Source organism: Xanthomonas sp. NCPPB 2632 (genome assembly GCF_041228075.2).
GTDB lineage: Bacteria > Pseudomonadota > Gammaproteobacteria > Xanthomonadales > Rhodanobacteraceae > Luteibacter.
The window spans coordinates 4,030,407-4,048,507 of sequence record NZ_CM192979.1 but is presented as its reverse complement, the minus strand read 5'-3'; the positions used below and the strand labels follow the sequence as shown (position 1 = coordinate 4,048,507).

General features: G+C 63.0%; 15 protein-coding genes. 9 read left to right on the top strand and 6 right to left on the bottom strand.

Annotation, left to right across the window (positions count from 1 at the left end; all coding sequences use genetic code 11):
- Window positions 1-39: 39 nt before the first annotated feature.
- The gene (locus AB8808_RS17365) at window positions 40-204 is read right to left on the bottom strand and encodes a hypothetical protein (protein WP_506193231.1); all 165 of its coding nucleotides are present in this window, start codon (window positions 202-204) and stop codon (window positions 40-42) included.
- Window positions 205-385: 181 nt separating this feature from the next.
- Between AB8808_RS17365 and AB8808_RS17360 the strand changes: the two genes are divergently transcribed.
- Window positions 386-2,407, top strand: coding sequence for a ricin-type beta-trefoil lectin domain protein (locus AB8808_RS17360; RefSeq protein WP_369930807.1), 2,022 nt, complete (start codon window positions 386-388; stop codon window positions 2,405-2,407).
- 77 nt (window positions 2,408-2,484) lie between these two features.
- On the opposite strand, the gene AB8808_RS17355 is transcribed toward AB8808_RS17360, so the two are convergent.
- A complete protein-coding gene (locus AB8808_RS17355; protein WP_285405864.1) occupies window positions 2,485-3,219 on the bottom strand; it encodes an outer membrane protein in 735 nt (244 codons plus the stop codon).
- 223 nt (window positions 3,220-3,442) lie between these two features.
- On the opposite strand from AB8808_RS17355, the gene tkt reads away from it, so the two are divergent.
- Window positions 3,443-5,455: a transketolase gene (gene tkt / locus AB8808_RS17350; protein WP_369930806.1), complete on the top strand. Its 2,013-nt coding sequence runs from the start codon at window positions 3,443-3,445 to the stop codon at window positions 5,453-5,455.
- 654 nt (window positions 5,456-6,109) lie between these two features.
- Here the strand turns inward: tkt and AB8808_RS17345 are convergent.
- The gene (locus AB8808_RS17345; protein ID WP_369930805.1) at window positions 6,110-6,760 is read right to left on the bottom strand and encodes an HAD hydrolase-like protein; all 651 of its coding nucleotides are present in this window, start codon (window positions 6,758-6,760) and stop codon (window positions 6,110-6,112) included.
- On the bottom strand, window positions 6,760-7,941 hold the full coding sequence (locus AB8808_RS17340) for a phosphoglycerate kinase (RefSeq protein ID WP_369930804.1): 1,182 nt from the start codon (window positions 7,939-7,941) through the stop codon (window positions 6,760-6,762). Before AB8808_RS17340 ends, AB8808_RS17345 begins: the two co-directional genes overlap by 1 nt.
- 113 nt (window positions 7,942-8,054) lie before the next feature.
- Between AB8808_RS17340 and maiA the strand changes: the two genes are divergently transcribed.
- Entirely contained in the window at window positions 8,055-8,708 is a 654-nt protein-coding gene (maiA, locus tag AB8808_RS17335) for a maleylacetoacetate isomerase (RefSeq protein ID WP_369930802.1), read from the top strand.
- 128 nt (window positions 8,709-8,836) lie between these two features.
- Here maiA and AB8808_RS17330 read toward each other — a convergent pair whose 3' ends face one another.
- The gene (locus AB8808_RS17330) at window positions 8,837-9,946 is read right to left on the bottom strand and encodes a PilT/PilU family type 4a pilus ATPase (protein WP_369930801.1); all 1,110 of its coding nucleotides are present in this window, start codon (window positions 9,944-9,946) and stop codon (window positions 8,837-8,839) included.
- A gap of 95 nt (window positions 9,947-10,041) precedes the next feature.
- Between AB8808_RS17330 and AB8808_RS17325 the strand changes: the two genes are divergently transcribed.
- The 6 genes from AB8808_RS17325 (at window position 10,042) to AB8808_RS17300 (ending at window position 16,615) form a co-directional block, all read left to right on the top strand.
- Window positions 10,042-10,599 carry a DUF4398 domain-containing protein gene (locus tag AB8808_RS17325; protein ID WP_369930800.1) on the top strand — a complete coding sequence of 186 codons (558 nt, stop codon included), beginning with the start codon at window positions 10,042-10,044 and terminating at the stop codon, window positions 10,597-10,599.
- Window positions 10,599-11,249, top strand: a complete 651-nt coding sequence (locus AB8808_RS17320) for a DUF4398 domain-containing protein (RefSeq protein WP_369930799.1) — start codon at window positions 10,599-10,601, stop codon at window positions 11,247-11,249. Before AB8808_RS17325 ends, AB8808_RS17320 begins: the two co-directional genes overlap by 1 nt.
- Before the next feature lie 199 nt (window positions 11,250-11,448).
- Window positions 11,449-11,676 carry an HP1242/YdcH family protein gene (locus AB8808_RS17315; RefSeq protein ID WP_036139926.1) on the top strand — a complete coding sequence of 76 codons (228 nt, stop codon included), beginning with the start codon at window positions 11,449-11,451 and terminating at the stop codon, window positions 11,674-11,676.
- Between the two features lie 203 nt (window positions 11,677-11,879).
- Window positions 11,880-13,250 (top strand): pyridoxal-phosphate dependent enzyme, encoded by a 1,371-nt coding sequence (locus tag AB8808_RS17310; protein ID WP_369930798.1) that lies wholly within the window; start codon window positions 11,880-11,882, stop codon window positions 13,248-13,250.
- Window positions 13,251-13,267: 17 nt separating this feature from the next.
- On the top strand, window positions 13,268-15,097 hold the full coding sequence (glmS, locus tag AB8808_RS17305; protein WP_369930797.1) for a glutamine--fructose-6-phosphate transaminase (isomerizing): 1,830 nt from the start codon (window positions 13,268-13,270) through the stop codon (window positions 15,095-15,097).
- A gap of 174 nt (window positions 15,098-15,271) precedes the next feature.
- Window positions 15,272-16,615, top strand: coding sequence for a phosphohexomutase domain-containing protein (locus AB8808_RS17300; RefSeq protein ID WP_369930796.1), 1,344 nt, complete (start codon window positions 15,272-15,274; stop codon window positions 16,613-16,615).
- Window positions 16,616-16,648: 33 nt separating this feature from the next.
- Here the strand turns inward: AB8808_RS17300 and AB8808_RS17295 are convergent, their stop codons facing one another.
- Window positions 16,649-18,031, bottom strand: a complete 1,383-nt coding sequence (locus AB8808_RS17295; protein ID WP_369930794.1) for a glycosyltransferase family protein — start codon at window positions 18,029-18,031, stop codon at window positions 16,649-16,651.
- Between the last annotated feature and the right edge of the window lie 70 nt (window positions 18,032-18,101).

Here is an 18,101-nt window from a genome sequence, read left to right as displayed (position 1 = left end):
CGCCCTACGGGGCGCCTCTTTTTTTTTGTGGCGCGGCCGTTAAATGACGGAATCCACATATTCGGCAACTTTGTGCAGTTCCTTGCCGTATATGTGGCAGTCCTCAGCCTGGGGACGGCGGGTCTTCCCCCTGGAAGCCCGATCCAGCGGCAGCGGAGCAAGGTTGATGAATCGTAAGAAAGGGACCGCCTGGGCGGCGGTCATGGGTACCCTTGCATTGGCCGGGGTCATGGTTTGGCAGGCGTCAGGCGCGACCGATCCCCGTAGTCGTCCATCCATCGCTTCCGCGTCAACGGCTGGCGCCGCTCCCGTCGGAGCGCCCATCGTATCGACACCGCTTCGTCCCCTGGCTGCGAACGTCGCCCCCGGCGTCGTCGGCTCGGCCATGACGTCGTCCGCCAATGCGTCCGCCCCGACGGGCGAACTGTTCTCGTATTCGGCGACGGAGACGCCCCGCCGGGAAGGGCCGTACACGTACTATCCGGTCGATATCGACGTGGACCAGGTGCTCGCCTCCGCCTTGTCGGGCCACCTCGCGTTCACTGCGCCGGACGGTTCCCAGGTCGCCCTGGATTACGACAGGCACATCACCCACGAGGACGGTAACTGGACCTGGGTTGGCCGCAAGGACGGCGGTACGACGGGCCAGGACGCCGTGATCACCTTCGGTCCCGATGCCACCTACGGTGTGCTGCCGTCGTCGAACGGGCAGCAATTGCGCATCGCCACGATCGGCGGCAAGACCTACGTGAGCAGTGCGCCTTTCAGCCAGCTGCAGCAAGGCATTCGCGCCGGCGGCGACACGGTGGTCAAGGCCGCCGACGAGGCCGCCGAGACGACCGGATCGCAGGCACCCGTCACGGCTGCTGGCTCCTCGTCGACCGCGGCGCCCGTCGATGTCCTGATCGGCTACTCCAGCGGCTATCGCGCCTATCTGGGCAGCGCTTCGGCGGTGACGACGCGCCTGACCAACCTGATCGACGTGGCCAACCGCGGCCTGGCCAACTCGGGCGTCACCGCCGCGTCGTTTCGCCTGGTCGGCAGCCTCGAAGTGAACTATGCGGACAATACGGACAATGGCACGGCGCTGAGCGACCTGGCCTCGACCTCGGCGTCCTCGCCGCTGGCGGCCGTGCGTGCCGCCCGCAAGCAGTACGGTGCCGACCTGGTGTCCTTCATGCGTCGCTATGCCTCGGGCCAGAACGGCTGCGGCCTGGCCTATATCCCGCAGGCCCCCTACAACACCAATGGCCGCGACCAGACCTTCTCGGTCGTCGGTGACGGCAGCATCGACCTGGGCGGCGGCAGCTATTCCTATTGCCCGGACACCTCGCTGGCTCACGAAATGGGCCACAACCTGGGGGCGCAGCACAACACTCAGACCAACTCGACCGGCGCGCTGTATCCGTACTCGTACGGCTATCGGAACGACAGCGCCAACTTCTACGACATCATGTCGTACGGCCAGAGCGGCCAGGAAGCCGAGCTCATGTACTCGACGCCCGATGTGTCCACCTGCAAGGGCCTGCCCTGCGGCATCGCCAACGCCGCGGACGTGGCACGCACGTTCCGCGAGACCATGGCGACCGCCATGAATTTCCGCGCCACCGTGGTCGCCGATCCGACCTCGAATGCGCCCGGCCAGCTGACCCTGGCGAACGGTACGGGGCGCTGCCTGGATGTGTCCAACGGGAGCACCAACAATGGCGCTCCCATGCAGATGTGGGCCTGCAACGGGCTGCGGCAGCAGCAGTGGGGTTCGCAGGCCGATACCCGTGCCATATATAGCCTCGGCACATCCATGGTGCTTGATGCCGCAGGCTATGGCACGAGCAATGGCACCCCTCTGCAGTTGTGGAGCGAGTCGTCCACGACCAATCAGGCCTGGACGTTCACCCATGCTTCGCTGGTTACCAACGGCGGCCGCGTTGTGGACTCCATCGGATTCGGCACGGCCAACGGCTCGCTGTTCCAGTTGTACGACGACGGTGGTACGTCGAATCAGCGCTTCACCTTCGATCCCTCCGTTGGTGAGTTGATCAGTGACACGGGGCGTTGCCTCGACGTACAGGGGTATGGAACCGCTAACGGTACCCGCGTGCAGCTTTGGGATTGCACGCACACGGACAACCAGAAGTGGAAGCTTGGCCCGAACGGTAGCTTCGTGGGTTACGGCGGCAATTGTCTGGAAGCGGCCGATGGCGGCACCGCGAACGGCACGGTCGTCCGCATGTGGCAATGCAATGCCCAGCCCAACCAGAAATGGCGCATCCGCGGCGAAGTGCGCGGCACTCAGAGCAATCTCTGCCTCGATGACCCATCCGGCGGCCAGAACAACGGCTCGCGCCTGCAGCTGTACGCCTGCCTGGGCAACGACCACCAGCGTTGGGAATACCAGCCCAACTGATAGATAAAAGAAAAGGAGCCGCGACGGCGACGTCGCGGCTCCTTTGTTTTACGTGGATCTATATCTGAAACAGGTGCTTAGAAGCGGTATTCACCGGCAAGCGAAACGATGCCCGTGGAGCGCTTGATACCGCGGGAGACTTCACCCGTGGCGTTGTTACGCACCTTGCCTGCGTCGGCGTGGAAGTAGTCATACGCCGCACCCACGCTGAAGTGCTCGTTGATGTCCCAACCGGTACCGACGCCACCGTACCAGCTGCCGCGGGAGGCGCTGCCACCGCTCGAGAAGCCGAGGTCTTCGCTGACGCTGTTGTTGTAGTTCTGGTTGTTGTCGTTGGCGCGGAAGTAACCGCCGTGCGCGCTGAGGTACCAGCCCTGCACGAGGTTGATCTTGCCGTTCACACCGACCATCCAGCCGCGCAGCGCATTGCGCGTGCCCTTCTGGTCGACGTCCTGGCCGTTCTCGAAGACGTTCTTCACGCGGTAGTTGCCCAGATCGGCATAACCGGCTTCAAGGCCGAGACCCAGATCCGGGCCGACCTTCCAGCGGTAGCCGCCCAGCAGGCCGTAACCCGTGCGACGGTCCTTGTTCCCCTTGAGGAAGTTGAAGCCGCCGTTGTTGCCGTCACCGAAGCCACCGTTGTCGCTGCCGTTGGTACGGCCAGCCTGCGCGGCGATGAACCAGTTGCCGCTGCCCACGGACTGGCTGGGCTGGTAGTTGCCGCTGACGGCGGTGTTGGAATCCTGTGCGAAAGCCGGAATGGCTGCAAACGAAGCGCAAGAAACTGCAAGGGCAAGAGCTGCCTTTTTCATGGGGTATTCCTCTTATTGTCGGGGCGACCATCGTCGTGTGTGGGGAGGGGGCGACGACGGCTTGTCGCTATTAGAGGCCTTCGTACCTGAAGAAATTCAGAAACCAGTGTTAAAACATTAAGGCTTGGTTAACTTCCCTGCCGTGGCATGAACGTCCACGACAAGCTCATGCCCGATGCGCGACAATCATCGCTTTTCCGCCCTTGCTAACTGGAGAATGCCGATGACGACACGCCGCGAACGCGCAAACGCGATCCGCGCCCTGGCCATGGACGGTGTCCAAGCCGCCAATTCGGGCCATCCGGGCATGCCGATGGGCATGGCCGACATCGCCGAGGTCCTGTGGGGCGACTTCCTCCACCACAACCCAACCAACCCGCACTGGCCCAACCGCGACCGCTTCGTCCTGTCCAACGGCCACGGTTCCATGCTGCAGTACGCCCTGCTGCACCTGACCGGCTACGACCTCGGCATCGAGGACCTGAAGCACTTCCGTCAGCTCGGTTACCGCACCGCTGGCCATCCGGAATACCACCATACGCCCGGCGTGGAGACCACTACCGGTCCGCTGGGGCAGGGCATCGCGAATGCCGTGGGCTTCGCCATCGCCGAGGAAGTGCTCGCCGCGCGTTTCAATCGCCCCGGTCACGAGATCGTCGACCACCATACCTTCGTGTTCGCGGGCGACGGCTGCCTCATGGAAGGCATCTCGCACGAGGTCTGCTCGCTGGCCGGCACGCTGAAGCTCGGCAAGCTGGTCGCGATCTACGACGACAACGGCATCTCGATCGACGGCGAAGTCCACGACTGGTTCACCGACAACACCGCCGAGCGCTTTCGCGCTTACGGCTGGAACGTCGTGGTGGGCGATGACGACAAGCCGGTCGACGGCCATGACGGCGAGGCCATCAAGAAGGCCATCGCCGCAGCGACGTCGCAGCACGAGAAGCCCTCGCTGATCATCTGCAAGACCGTGATCGGCTTCGGTTCGCCCAACAAGGAAGGCAAGGAGTCCTCGCACGGCGCGGCCCTGGGCGCGGACGAGGTCAAGCTGACGCGCGAGCGCCTGGGCTGGAACTACGGCCCGTTCGAGATTCCGCAGGACATCTACGATTCGTGGTCCGCCAAGGACACCGGTGCGCAGAGCGAAAAGGCCTGGAACGAGAAGTTCGATGCCTACGCCAAGGCCTTCCCGGAACTGGCGGCCGAGTTCAAGCGCCGCACTTCGGGCGAGCTGCCGGGCAACTGGAAGAAGGATTCCGACGCCTACATCGCCAAGCTGCAGGCAGAGGGTCCCGTGGTCGCCTCGCGCAAGGCGTCGCAGATGGCGCTGGACGCCTTCGGCCCGCTGCTGCCCGAGCTGATCGGCGGCTCCGCCGACCTGGCGCCGTCCAACCTGACCATCTGGAAGGGCTCGAAGAACATCGCCGACGGCGGTGAGCAGGGCAATTACATCCATTACGGCGTGCGCGAGTTCGGCATGTCGGCCATTTCCAACGGCATCGCCCTGCATGGTGGCTTCTTGCCGTACGACGCCACGTTCCTGGTGTTCTCCGACTACGCGCGCAATGCCGTGCGCATGTCGTGCCTGATCCCGGCCCACGCCATCCATGTCTACACGCACGATTCGATCGGCCTGGGCGAAGACGGCCCGACCCACCAGCCGGTGGAGCACCTGGGCTCGCTGCGCCTCATCCCGAACAACCGCGTGTGGCGCCCGGCCGATGCCGTGGAGTCGGCGGTGTCGTGGCAGCAGGCCATCGAGCGCAAGGGCAACCCCTCGTGCCTGATCTTTTCGCGGCAGAACCTCAAGCACAATCCGCGTACGGAAGAGCAGGTGGCCAACATCGCCAAGGGCGGCTACGTGCTCTGGGAATCGGCGGAGAAATTCAAGGCGATCATCATCGCTACGGGCTCGGAAGTCGGCCTGGCCGTCGAGGCCGCCCAGGCCCTGGGCGATCAGGGCATCCCGGTGCGCGTCGTGTCCATGCCGTGCACCGAGGAATTCGATGCCCAGCCGGCCGAATACCGTGAAGGCGTGCTGCCCTCGTGGTGCCGCGCGCGCGTGGCGGTTGAGGCCGCCAGCGTCGACTTCTGGGGCAAGTACGTCGGCCTGGACGGCACGACGGTGGGCATGACCACCTTCGGTGCCTCCGGCCCGATCGACAAGCTGTACGAGCACTTCGGCATCACCACCACGGCGGTCGTGGATGCGGTGAAGCGCGTCACCAAGTAAGGCGACATTGCCTTTTAGAGCGAAGCCCCCGAAAGGGGGCTTTTCTTTTTCTATGCGGAGGCACCGCTGGTGATGCATGGCGCTGAGGAGTCGGTCATCGAATACTTCCGCTAAGGCCAGGGAGCGGCGGCTCAAGAGGCGAAATGACTCGTCGCGGCAGTTTGCCGATGTCTCCGGTGTCGTCATGCCCGGGACTTGTGGCGTGTCCTGTGGCCTCCAGAGCAAGCACGGCGACGCGCATCGCCCATTTGGTTGCCGCACCGTGGCGACGTGGTGCCGTGAATGCGCCAGCGATGGATCGCCGAGTGAGTTCTCTCGCCGATGTCGTGACTGGATACCGACGAGTTGGCAGGGAGCGCGAGGATGAACGCGCCCATGGGTGGTCAACGGGTACGTTGGCCGATGTCGTGACCACGCCGTCGGCCAGACAAGCGGCTGGGAAAAAGAGCGAGCTTGTCAGCACGCTGAGTACCACGGGGCGAAGTGGCATGGGGAACTCCTGGGAAGACGCTTGAGATCGTTGCCCCGCGAAACTAGCCAGCCTGTCGATCAAAGGACATCAGCGATGTCCTTTGTATCGCTTAGGAATATCGCCTGGCGGTGTAGGCAAAGATGCGCCTTGCGCGCTCCGTGTCTCTGATACCGCCCGTTGACTTAAATCGCTGCTGCGCTGCCTGCTAAGGCCACGATATCCATCGGCTTTTCGACGACTTTCCACGCCCCGGCTTTTTCCAGCTCCGCACGATCGCCGAAACCCCAGAGCACGCCGATGCCGCGCACGCCGTTGGCTACGGCGCCGTCGATATCGAAATGACGGTCGCCGACCATCAGCACGTCGTCGACGCCTTTTCCGAAATCGAGCACCGCGGCGCTGATCATTTCTGCCTTCTCGCTCTTCGCCGAGGACGGGTCGGGTGCGTATACCTTCTCGAACGCCTCGCCGAAGGGCAGGTGGGCGACGATGGGTTCGGCGTGTGGACGCACCTTGCTGGTGACCACGGCGAGCCGATGGCCGGCACCGACCAAGGCGGCGATCAGCTCCGGAATGCCCGGATACACGGTGTGTTCGGACCAGCCGATGTCGTGGAAGCGTTGCGAGTACGCCTCCACGGCTTTTTCGACGCGCTCGCTGTCGTGGTCGAGGAGTGGGCCGAAGCTCACCCGCAGGGGCGGCCCGATCCAGGAGCGCAGCGCATCGTCATCCGGTGCCTCGGCGCCGACGCTCGCCATGGCATGGCGAACGCCGGCGAAGATGCCGATCTGGGAGTCGATGAGGGTGCCGTCCAGGTCGAAAAGGATCAGCATTACTTCGTGTCCGCCCGTGCTTCCAGGGCGGCCACGGCCGGCAGTTCCTTGCCTTCGAGGAATTCGAGGAAGGCGCCGCCGCCGGTGGAGATGTACGACACGCCGTCTTCGATGCCGTACTTGTCGACGGCGGCGAGGGTATCGCCGCCACCGGCGATGGAGAACGCGCTGGATGCGGCGATGGCACGCGCGAGTGTCTCGGTACCCTTGCCGAAGGCGTCGAATTCGAACACGCCGACCGGCCCGTTCCAGACCACGGTACCGGCCTTGGCGATCAGGTCGGCGTAACGCTTCGCGGTGTCCGGGCCGATGTCGAGGATCATCTCGTCGTCGGCCACCTGGTCCACGGGCTTCACCGTAGCCTTGGCGTCGGCGGCGAACGCCGTGGCCACGACGACATCGGTCGGTACCGGCACCTCCGCACCCCGTGCCTTGGCGTCGGCCATGATCTTCTTCGCCGTATCGAGCAGGTCGGCCTCGACCAGCGACTTGCCCACCGTGTGCCCCGCGGCGAGGATGAACGTGTTGGCGATGCCGCCGCCCACGATCAGCTGTTCCACGCGGCCCACCAGGTTCTGCAGCAGTTCGAGCTTGGTCGATACCTTGGAGCCGGCGACGATCGCCAGCAGCGGCTTCTGCGGGTCTTTCAGGGCTTTACCCAGCGCGTCCAGCTCCCTGGCCAGCAGAGGGCCGGCAGCGGCAATGGGCGCGAAGCGGATTACGCCGTGGGTCGACGCCTGCGCGCGATGTGCGGTGCCGAAGGCATCCATGACGAAGATGTCGCACAGGGCGGCGTACTGCTTCGAGAGGGATTCGTCGTCCTTGCCCTCGCCGACGTTCATGCGGCAGTTCTCCAGCACGACGACCTCGCCTTCGGCCACGTCCACGCCGCCCAGGTAGTCACGCACGAGGCGCACGTCGGTGCCGAGCTTCTCGCCGAGCCACGCGGCCACCGGCTTGAGTGAGGAGGCTTCGTCGAACGCGCCTTCCTTCGGCCGGCCCAGGTGCGAGATGACCATGACCCGGGCGCCGGCGTCGCGTGCGGCCACGATGGTGGGCAGCGAGGCGTCCAGGCGCTGGGTGGAGGTGATCCTGCCGTTCTCGACGGGCACGTTCAGGTCTTCGCGGATGAGGACTCGCTTGCCCTTGAGGTCGAGGTCTTGCATGCGGATGACGGACACGATGGGTCTCCAGCTGGGGGTCGAGAAGAATTCCCCATTGTCCGCGTCCAGGGTGGATGGGCGCAAACGGCGGCGGGCTAGAATGCCCCCATCCCCGACCGGAAGCCCCCGCCATGGCCCTTGTTCTGTACACGTACTGGCGCTCCAGTGCCGCGTATCGCGTCCGCATCGCCCTCCAGCTCAAGGGCCTGGCCTATGAATCGCGGCCGGTGCACCTCGTCCAGGACGGCGGCGAGCACCTGAAGCCGGCCTACCGCGAGCTGTCGCCGCAGGCCCAGCTGCCGACGCTGGTGGACGGCGATCGCACGCTGCGCCAGTCCATGGCGATCCTGGAATACCTGGACGAGACCCGCCCGGATCCGGCCCTGATGCCGGCGGATGCGCAGGGCAGGGCGAAGGTGCGCGAACTGATGCAGGCGGTGGGTACGGATATCCATCCGCTGGGCAACCTGCGGGTGCTCAAGGCCATCGAAGCGGAGTTCGGTGCGGACCAGGCGGGGAAGGAGGCCTGGTCACGCCGCTGGATCGCACATGGCTTCGACGGGCTGGAAGCCCTGCTGGCCGAGGGGGACGCGGGGACATTCAGTTACGGCGACTCACCGACGCTGGCGGACTGCTGCCTGGTGCCGCAGCACTACAACGCCGTGCGCTGGGGCGTGGATCTGGAACCGTATCCGATGATTCGCCGGGTGGTGAGAGCTTGTCAGGGACTGGAGGCGTTTCAGAGGGCGGCGCCTGAGGTGCAGCCGGACGCTCCTGTGACCTGATTCGCCCACATCGTGGGCTCCTACCGGGGTCTGAGGGGGCGGGATCGCGCACATCGTGCGCTCCTACAAGGGGCTCCGTTGTAGGAGCGCACGATGTGCGCGATCCCGACCTGCCGCCAGGCTCCCGCTTAAACCCCAATCCCATACGGATCGCTGGAAGCGAACTCGTTCCCGGTCGCTCCCTCGGACAGGCGGATCTTCAATGCCAGGCCATCTCGCGAGTCCGCCTTGTTCAGGCATTCCTCGAGCGTGATCTTGTCGTCCTTGTACAGACGATATAGCGACTGGTCGAAGGTCTGCATGCCTTCCTGCAGGCTGCGGTCCATGGCGTCCTTCACCTCGTGGATCTGGCCGCGGCGGATCATGTCGCGGATCAGCGGGGTATTGAGCAGTACCTCGGTGGCGGGCATGCGGCGGCCGTCCTTGCCGGTCACCAGGCGCTGGCTGATCACGGCTCGCAGGTTCAGGGCCAGGTTCATCAGGACGTTCTTGTGCGCGGCTTCCGGGAAGAAGTTGAGGATGCGCTCCAGGGTCTGGTCGGCGTTGTTCGAATGCAGCGTGGCGAGGCAGAGATGACCGGTCTCGGAGAACGAGATGGCCGCCTCCATGGTCTCGGTATCGCGGATCTCGCCGATCATGATGACGTCCGGCGCCTCGCGCATCGCGTTCTTCAGGGCCTCGTGGTAGCTATGGGTATCGAGGCCCACCTCGCGCTGGTTGACGATGGAGCGCTTGTGCCGGTGCAGGTATTCGATCGGGTCCTCGATGGTGAGGATATGGCCCGAGCAGTTGGTGTTGCGGTGGTCGAGCATGGCGGCCAGGGTGGTGGACTTGCCCGAGCCGGTGGCGCCCACGACCAGGATGAGGCCGCGCGGCTCCATGATCAGTTCACGGAAGATGGTGGGTAGCTGCAGTTCTTCCAGCGAGGGGATCTCGTTCTTGATGGCACGGATGACCATGCCGATCTCGCCACGCTGCTTGAACACGTTGATGCGGAAACGCCCGGCTTCCTTCACGGCCAGGGCCATGTTCAGTTCCAGGTCGCGCTCGAACTGGGGCACCTGGCCCTCGTCCATCAGCGAGTAGGCGATCTTCTTCACCATGCCGGCAGGCAGGCCGGTGTTGCCCAACGGGTAGAGCTTGCCTTCCACCTTGATGTTCACCGGAGCACCCGTCGTCAGGAACATATCCGACGCGCCCTTGTCCACCATCAGCTTCAGGAAATAACCGATATCCACCTAAACCCCCGGACGTTCATTACAATCGAGTCGAGGTCAGCCCTTGACCCTATATATATCGACAATATCTCGCAAATCTGTAAGAGGAACGAGTGATGGTGCACAACTTGCCGTCGAAAACCCTTTCCAAGGGTCGCCGACTCCTTGCCCTGGCCGCTCTCGGCCTGGCAGTCATGACGATCGCCGGCTGTGCCAGTGTTCCTCCGCCCGATGGCTCGATGAACCAGGCCCTGGCCCAGTTGCAGGCCGCCCGGGACGCCGGAGCCGCCGATTACGCGCCTGTGGACCTGGATTACGCCCAGAGCAAGTTCCGTCAGGCGCAGGCCGCCATGGCCAGCCGTAAGTACGACGAGGCGGCGGTGCTCGCCGACGAATCGCGTGCGGACAGCGAACTGGCCCGTGCCAAGGCCCGCCTTGGTGCAGCCCGCGCGCAGAACACGACCAAGAGCAAGGAAAACTCCCGCATGCGCGTCGAGATGATCGACAACCATGCCAACGATACGGTGCCCATTCCGTCGAACGTGCAGGAGACCGAGTCGGTATTGCCCGAGCCTACGGCCACCACCCCACCGCCGGTCGGCGGGCAGACCCAGCCGCTGAACGACCCGTCGGGCAGCCAGATCCAGTCGTCCAACCCCCAGGGAGGCCAGTGATGAAGCGTTCCACCCTTCTTGCCTCGGCCCTTGCCTTCGCGCTCGCGGCCGGCAGCGCCATGGCCGCCACGGACGACCTGGACATCCGTCGTCTCAATTCCAGCCTGGACCAGCTCTCCTCCGACCCCGTGCTGGGCAGCTATGCGCAGGCCGAGCAGGCGCGCGCCCGCGAGGCCATCAACCAGATGGGCCAGTTCCGTCCCAAGGACAAGGAACACGCCCATTACCTCTACGTGGCCGAGCGCCGCGTGGATATCGCCAAGGCCATGGCCCAGTACCAGGACGCCCAGGCCAAGAGCGCCCAGCTCGATCGTGAGCACGATGCCATCCTGCTGGAGGCGAGCCGGCTGGATGCCGAGATGGCCCGCCGCCAGCTCGAACAGCAGCGCGCCCAGAACCAGATGATCCAGGAAGAGGCCGCCCGCCTTCAGCAGCAGGGCGTGGAGTACTCCCAGGCGCTGGACCAGGCCAAGGCCGAGGGTGACAAGGCCAGGCAGGTCGCTGCGGCGCAGGCCAAGGTGGCCAATGCCGCCAAGAAGCAGGCCGCACTGGCCGAGGCGGCCGCACGCGCCATGCGCGATATGAACTCCTCGGATGGCGGTGCACCGGCACCGACCCCGAAGAAGACGAAGAAGTCGAGCGGCAACTAAATCGCGTTTTTATGCGTTTTTAGGCGTGTAACGTGAGAAAAATCGCCCTTGCACGGTTCCGGTGAGCGGAGTAGCTTCGGTATCCCGTCACCGGAAAAACACGGTGGCGGTCCTGCCGGAGCCGTGCAACGCAGCGACCGCATGGCTCCCCTCACGACCGGCCCGCACCGCGGGCCGATCCCACCGCGAGGAGTTTGCAATGTTCGAAAACCAGCAGCGTGACGACGTCGAGAAGTTCATCCACGCCAACGCGGATACCCGTCGTCTTTTCTATCGCCACCAGGAACTCGATACCAAGTTGCATGACGCCAACATCGGCTGTCTGCCTATCGACGATGTCAGCCTGGCGGGTCTCAAGAGGGAAAAGCTGCAGGCCAAGGAAAAGCTCCAACGAATGTGGGATAGCTGGCAACAGTCTCCACACTGAGCCCTGACCCGGCTCCATCGACCGACGGGCGCCGCAAGGCGCCCGTTTTCGTTCCACCGACCGGGTCGGTGCGTAAGGGTTGTACCTACGCCATTACGGGTCGGCCGATCGGCCGGGCATCGGTTCACCGGCACACCCTTTATGATGGGCGCCCAGAGGGCGAGGTCGAAGGGGCCACGCCGCAAAAACACGATGGAGTTCCAATGACTGTTCATGACAGCGTCCTCGACCTGATCGGTCACACCCCGATGGTGCGCGCCCAGCGCCTGGACGCAGGTCCGTGCGAGCTGTTCCTCAAGCTCGAGAGTGCGAATCCCGGTGGTTCGGTCAAGGACCGCATCGGCATGTCGATGATCGAAGGCGCCGAGCGCGCCGGGAAGATCAAGCCGGGCGACACCCTGGTGGAAGGCACGGCGGGCAACACCGGCCTGGGCCTGGCGCTGGTCGCGCAGCAGAAGGGCTACCGGCTGGTGCTGGTGGTGCCGGACAAGATGAGCCGAGAGAAAATCTTCAACCTCAAGGCGATGGGCGCGGAGGTGGTGCTGACCCGTTCCGATGTCGCCAAGGGCCACCCGGAGTACTACCAGGACATGGCCGAGCGCATCGCGCGCGAAACCCCGGGTGCCTACTTCATCAACCAGTTCGGCAACCCCGACAATCCGTTGGCGCACATGCAGACCACCGGTCCTGAGATCCTGGAGCAGATGGACGGCGACGTGGACGCCATCGTGGTGGGCTGTGGGTCCTCGGGAACCGTGAGCGGGCTCACCGCCTACCTCAAGGAGCGCTCGCCGAAGACGCGGATCATCCTGGCCGATCCGGTCGGCTCCATCCTGGCGCAATACATCAACGAGGGCATCCTCTCGGAGAAGTCCGGCAGCTGGATGGTCGAAGGTATCGGCGAGGATTTCCTCCCCTCGATCAGCGATTTTTCGCTCGTCGAGAAAGCCTTCGCCATCACCGACAAGGAAAGCTTCCTGGCCGCGCGCGAGCTGCTGTCGAAGGAAGGTGTGCTGGGCGGCTCGTCCACCGGCACGTTGCTGGCCGCGGCGCTGAAGTACTGCCGCGAGCAGACCACGCCCAAGCGGGTGGTCACACTGGTCTGCGATACCGGCAACAAGTACCTGTCGAAGATGTATAACGACTACTGGATGCTGGACAACGGGTTCCTCGAGCGCGAGCGCTACGGTGACCTGCGCGACCTGATCCTGCGTCCCTACGCGCAGCGCGACACGGTGGTGATCAAGCCCGACGACATGCTGATTACCGCATACAACCGCATGAAGCTGTACGACGTGTCGCAGCTGCCGGTGATGCAGGGCGATCGCATCGTCGGCATCCTCGACGAATCCGACGTCCTGCTGCACGTGCATGCGGACGAATCGAAGTTCCGCGACCCGGTCTCCACCGCGATGATGGCGTCGCCCGAAATGCTCCAGGTCAGGGAGCCGATCGAGGCGCTCCTGCCCGTGTTCGAAAAAGGTCATGTCGCCATCGTCGTCGACGGGGAGCAGTTCCTCGGCCTGATCACGCGGATCGACTTGCTCAATTACCTGCGTCGCAAAGTCAACTAAGGCCAAGGGGAAGCGTCATGTGTGGAATCGTCGCCGCTGTTGCGCAGCGTGATATCGCGCCCATCCTCATTGCAGGCCTGAAAGCCCTCGAATACCGGGGTTACGACTCCGCGGGTATGGCCATCGCCGACGGCGGCCAGATCCGCCGCGTCCGCGCCAAAGGCAAGGTGCGTGAGATGGAAGCGTTGTACGACGCGGACCCGGTACCTGGCGGGACGGGTATCGCGCATACGCGCTGGGCCACGCACGGCGTGCCCAGCGAGCACAACGCGCATCCGCACGTGCAGGGCCGCATCGCCATCGTGCACAACGGCATCATCGAGAATTACGCCTCCCTGCGCGAGCGCCTCAAGGCGCAGGGCCGCGTGTTCCATTCGGAAACGGACACCGAGGTGATGGGTGCCGTGATCGATGAGCATGTGCAGTCCGGCAAGCCATTGCGCGAAGCGGTCACCGCCGCCGTGCGTGAACTGGAAGGTGCCTATGCCATCGCGGTGATGAGCCTGGACGAACCCGAGCGGGTCGTCGGTGCCCGTCGCGGTTGCCCCCTGCTGGTGGGCATCGGCATCGGCGAGCATTTCCTCGGCTCCGATGCACAGGCTCTCATCAAGGTCACCAACCGGATGATGTACCTGGAAGAAGACGACGTAGTCGAGATCACGCGGGAAACCGTGGAGGTGTTCGGCCTGGACGGCCAGCGCGTGGACCGCACGGCCCACGAAAGCGAGATCAGTGCCGATTCGGTGGAGCGGGGCGAATACCGCCACTACATGCAGAAGGAGATCTTCGAACAGCCGCGCGCCGTGGCCGATACCCTGGAAGGGCGCATCGGCCCGCATGGCGTGTTGCCGAACATCTTCGGCATCGACGCCGACCCGATCCTCGACAAGACCCGTGGCATTCATATCGTCGCTTGTGGCACCAGCTACCACGCCGGCATGGTCGCCAAGTACTGGATCGAAGAACTGGCACGCATCCCCGTGGTAGTCGAGGTGGCCAGCGAATACCGTTACCGCGACGTGGTGGTGCCGGAGAACACCCTGTTCGTCGCGGTGTCGCAGTCCGGCGAAACCGCCGATACCCTGGCCGCCATGCGCGAGTCGCGTCGTCGCGGCTACCTCGCCACGTTCGCCATCTGCAATGTACCCGAGTCCTCGGTGGTGCGTGAATCCGACCTGCGCCTGATGACCCGCGCAGGCCCGGAGATCGGCGTGGCCTCGACCAAGGCCTTTACCACCCAGCTCACCGCGTTCGCGCTACTGGCGTTGGATCTGGGTCGGCGCCGTGGCCTGGATGAAACCAAGTACCTGGCGCACTGCAAGGAACTGCAGTCGCTGCCGCGCTACATCGAGAACGCGTTGAAGAGCGAGCCCGAGATCATCCGGATCGCCGATCATTTCGCCGCCAAGCAGCACGCGTTGTTCCTCGGTCGCGGCGCGCAGTTCCCGGTGGCGCTGGAGGGTTCGCTCAAGCTCAAGGAAATCTCCTATATCCACGCGGAGGCCTATCCCGCAGGCGAGCTCAAGCACGGCCCGCTGGCGCTGGTGGACGAGAACATGCCGATCGTGGCGGTAGCGCCTAACGGTCCCTTGCTGGATAAGCTGAAATCCAACCTGCAGGAAGTACGCGCCCGCGGCGGCGAGCTGATCGTCTTCGCCGATGACCGTGCGGAGCTGGATGCGGATGCCGACCATATCGCCACGGTGCGTGTCGACGGCGGTGGCGATCTGATCGCGCCGGCGGTGTTTACCATCCCGATGCAGTTGCTGGCGTATCACGTCGCGGTGATGCGTGGCACGGATGTGGATCAGCCGCGGAACCTCGCCAAGTCGGTGACTGTCGAGTAGAAGACGTGCCTATAGGTCGTGTGATGCTCCTCAGTCAGATACCGAAGACTGGCTTCACTATTCCTAGACACTCGCTTTTTACCTTGTATCGGCCGCGAAAACGTCGGCGAGATGGTGGAATGAGTGTCCAGGAATCGGTAAAAATGGACCCTCGCCCTTCTCCGGACCAATTCCATGAAATGTTTCAAGGCCTACGATATTCGCGGGCGCGTACCCGACGAACTCAACGAGGATATCGCCTATCGCATTGGGCGCGCATTTGCGCGCACGGTCGACGATGGTCCGGTGGTGGTCGGTTACGACATCCGTCGAGACAGCCCGGCTTTCGCTGCCGCCGTCGTGCGGGGGCTCAATGATGAAGGCCGTGACTCGATCGACATCGGTTTGTGTGGCACCGAAGAGGTGTATTTTCAGACGTTCCATCGTCGCGTCGCCGGCGGCATCATGGTGACGGCCAGTCACAACCCGATCGATTACAACGGCATGAAGCTAGTCCGTGAAGAGGCTCGCCCAATCAGCGGCGATACCGGCCTGCGTGACATAGAGCGGATGGTCGAGGACAATGTATTCGATGGTGCTGTCCCGGCGCCGGGACGCGTCATCCACGAACACGACAAATCGGCATACATCGCCCACCTGCTCAGCTACATCGACACGAACGGACTGCGTCCTTTAAAGATCGTGTCCAACGCTGGTAACGGTGGCGCGGGCGTCGTCGTTGATCTATTGGAGGCTTATCTTCCTTTCGAATTCGTCCGTGTGAACCACGATCCGGACGGCAGTTTCCCCAATGGCATCCCCAATCCTTTACTGCCGGATAACCGGGATGCGACAGCTCGTGCCGTAGTCGCGCATGGCGCCGATTTGGGTATCGCGTGGGATGGCGATTTTGATCGCTGCTTCCTGTTCGATGCTCGGGGAGACTTCATTGAAGGGTACTATATCGTCGGCCTGCTAGCGGCGCAGTTGCTCGAGACGCACCCGGGTGCCAAGGTTATCCACGATCCCCGCCTGACTTGGAACACCATCGACATGGTTCGAAAGGCCGGTGGTGTGCCTGTCGAGAGCAAGACCGGTCATGCCTTCATCAAGGAGCGCATGCGCGCCGAAGACGCCGTCTACGGCGGAGAGATGAGCGCCCATCATTATTTTCGCGAGTTTGCTTATTGCGACTCTGGAATGATTCCATGGCTGCTGGTTGCTGAGCGTCTTTCCAAGACAGGCAAAAATCTCTCGAGCATGCTGGAGGAGTGCATGGGTGCTTATCCGTGTAGCGGCGAAATCAACTTCGTTGTAGACGACGCCAAGGCAGTTGTGGCTCGCGTCCTGGCTTATTACGAAAAGGAGGCTCCGCATCTGTCACATATCGACGGTGTTAGTGCCGACTTCGGTTCCTGGCGATTCAACCTACGGTCTTCCAACACGGAGCCGTTGCTTCGGTTAAACGTGGAGTCGCGCGGTGATGATGACGTGATGGCCGCGAGGGTGATTGAGTTGTCAGGACTGATCGAAGGTTGAGGGGTATCCAATCTGCAAGACGGCGGATCTATATCAATGCGTCGCGGAAGGTGGCTGTATCTTGCGCGCTACGATCTCGCCGTCCTGCATCAACTCGTAGTTCGCTTTATCCGGGCCTGCGACCTCCAGTGGCGAATAAATTGGCAGAAAGTTCGATACGAGCCTGTACTTGCCCATCCAGTCGAGCATGATTACGTTGGGGACCGTGTCTTCGAGAACGTATACGCCTGGGCGTCCTTCGAGATCTCGCGATGAACGGCGGAGGTTGCCTATGTAATCTTTGACTTGTTTTGCCCACGGATAAGCTGTCGCTTCGCTGCTATGCACTTGTACGTTGATCGCGATGATGCACGCTATAGCGACGATAGTAGCCTGAGCCGGCTTGGTCAGAGGGATTGCAGAAATGGACATGATCAGGGTGAGCACTAGAAAGGCGGAACCTTCTGCCGCGTAGCGCAGCGCTTTGGCAAGGTCGGGTATGTATACGGCACGATTTAAGCCGATAAGGATCGCGGCAATAACGACGTAGGCCACAAGCGCAAGCCACAGAATCAACAGGTCCCGATTTGCTCGAATTGCCACGAGCGCGGTTGCAGCGATAACGATCATGGGAAGGGCGGAAGTCCAGTGCAAACCAAACGCCCGACCAATGCCAAACGTTGCACCGATCGTGGTGTCGCCGACCATGACGGAGACGAATTCCCATAGTTCATGGGGCGATGGACGCGGAGGGTATCCAGTCGGGCCGATCCACTTGACGATCAGTAGGTAAATAGCCGTCAGGACAATGACGGGAACCATTTCCTTAATAGTGCCGGCGATCGCGTGCGCAACTGATTTACCTTCGCGGCGCTGACGCAGGTAAATGACGGCGCCAATGATGGCAGGCGCGCATACAGTCTTTGCGGTGAACGCCAAGGCGCAGCCATACAGTAACGGTACCGAGGCAATTCGTCCCTTCCACGACGAAGTGGCCGCCACCAGTGCCCACATGATAAACGCGAAGGAAAAAATTGTATGCACGGCAGCAGCCCACCACTGCTGCACGTGCGTAAATTGCGGCAAGGAAATGAACAGGATCACGCCGGCCACGATGCACCACGGGCGGGCGCCGAGTGCCTGGCTGACACGGATCAGAGCATACGTGCAGGACACGGAAAGTACCCCAACGATGATCATGGCCCATACGAAGCTCGGTCCAAAGAGTTCGTCGAACAACAACTGTACGGCGCGGTAGCCGGGCGCGACTTGACCGAACACGTCCTGAAATAGAAAGTGTAGGGAGAACCCATTTTGCCGGGAAAGCTGAATATTCAGAAAGTCATCGGCAAAGAGCCAAGACTCACGGACGCGTACGTAGAAGAGAAGCGCGTGGATGAGCAGAGCTAGCGCGATCCAGTAATTCTTCTTAGACATGGTGTGTATCATATGTCAACGTATTCGTTCTTCAAGAGTCAATTTTAGCACTCTTGCTGTACGCGGTTCT

Excerpts from the sequence above, each read along its gene's own strand:
- AB8808_RS17365 (WP_506193231.1), bottom strand. The coding sequence starts at position 204 with ATGACCGCCGCCCAGGCGGTCCCTTTCTTACGATTCATCAACCTTGCT.
- AB8808_RS17360 (WP_369930807.1), top strand. The coding sequence starts at position 386 with ATGACGTCGTCCGCCAATGCGTCCGCCCCGACGGGCGAACTGTTCTCG.
- AB8808_RS17355 (WP_285405864.1), bottom strand. The coding sequence starts at position 3,219 with ATGAAAAAGGCAGCTCTTGCCCTTGCAGTTTCTTGCGCTTCGTTTGCA.
- tkt (WP_369930806.1), top strand. The coding sequence starts at position 3,443 with ATGACGACACGCCGCGAACGCGCAAACGCGATCCGCGCCCTGGCCATG.
- AB8808_RS17345 (WP_369930805.1), bottom strand. The coding sequence starts at position 6,760 with ATGCTGATCCTTTTCGACCTGGACGGCACCCTCATCGACTCCCAGATC.
- maiA (WP_369930802.1), top strand. The coding sequence starts at position 8,055 with ATGGCCCTTGTTCTGTACACGTACTGGCGCTCCAGTGCCGCGTATCGC.
- AB8808_RS17325 (WP_369930800.1), top strand. The coding sequence starts at position 10,042 with ATGGTGCACAACTTGCCGTCGAAAACCCTTTCCAAGGGTCGCCGACTC.
- AB8808_RS17320 (WP_369930799.1), top strand. The coding sequence starts at position 10,599 with ATGAAGCGTTCCACCCTTCTTGCCTCGGCCCTTGCCTTCGCGCTCGCG.
- AB8808_RS17315 (WP_036139926.1), top strand. The coding sequence starts at position 11,449 with ATGTTCGAAAACCAGCAGCGTGACGACGTCGAGAAGTTCATCCACGCC.
- AB8808_RS17310 (WP_369930798.1), top strand. The coding sequence starts at position 11,880 with ATGACTGTTCATGACAGCGTCCTCGACCTGATCGGTCACACCCCGATG.
- glmS (WP_369930797.1), top strand. The coding sequence starts at position 13,268 with ATGTGTGGAATCGTCGCCGCTGTTGCGCAGCGTGATATCGCGCCCATC.
- AB8808_RS17300 (WP_369930796.1), top strand. The coding sequence starts at position 15,272 with ATGAAATGTTTCAAGGCCTACGATATTCGCGGGCGCGTACCCGACGAA.
- AB8808_RS17295 (WP_369930794.1), bottom strand. The coding sequence starts at position 18,031 with ATGTCTAAGAAGAATTACTGGATCGCGCTAGCTCTGCTCATCCACGCG.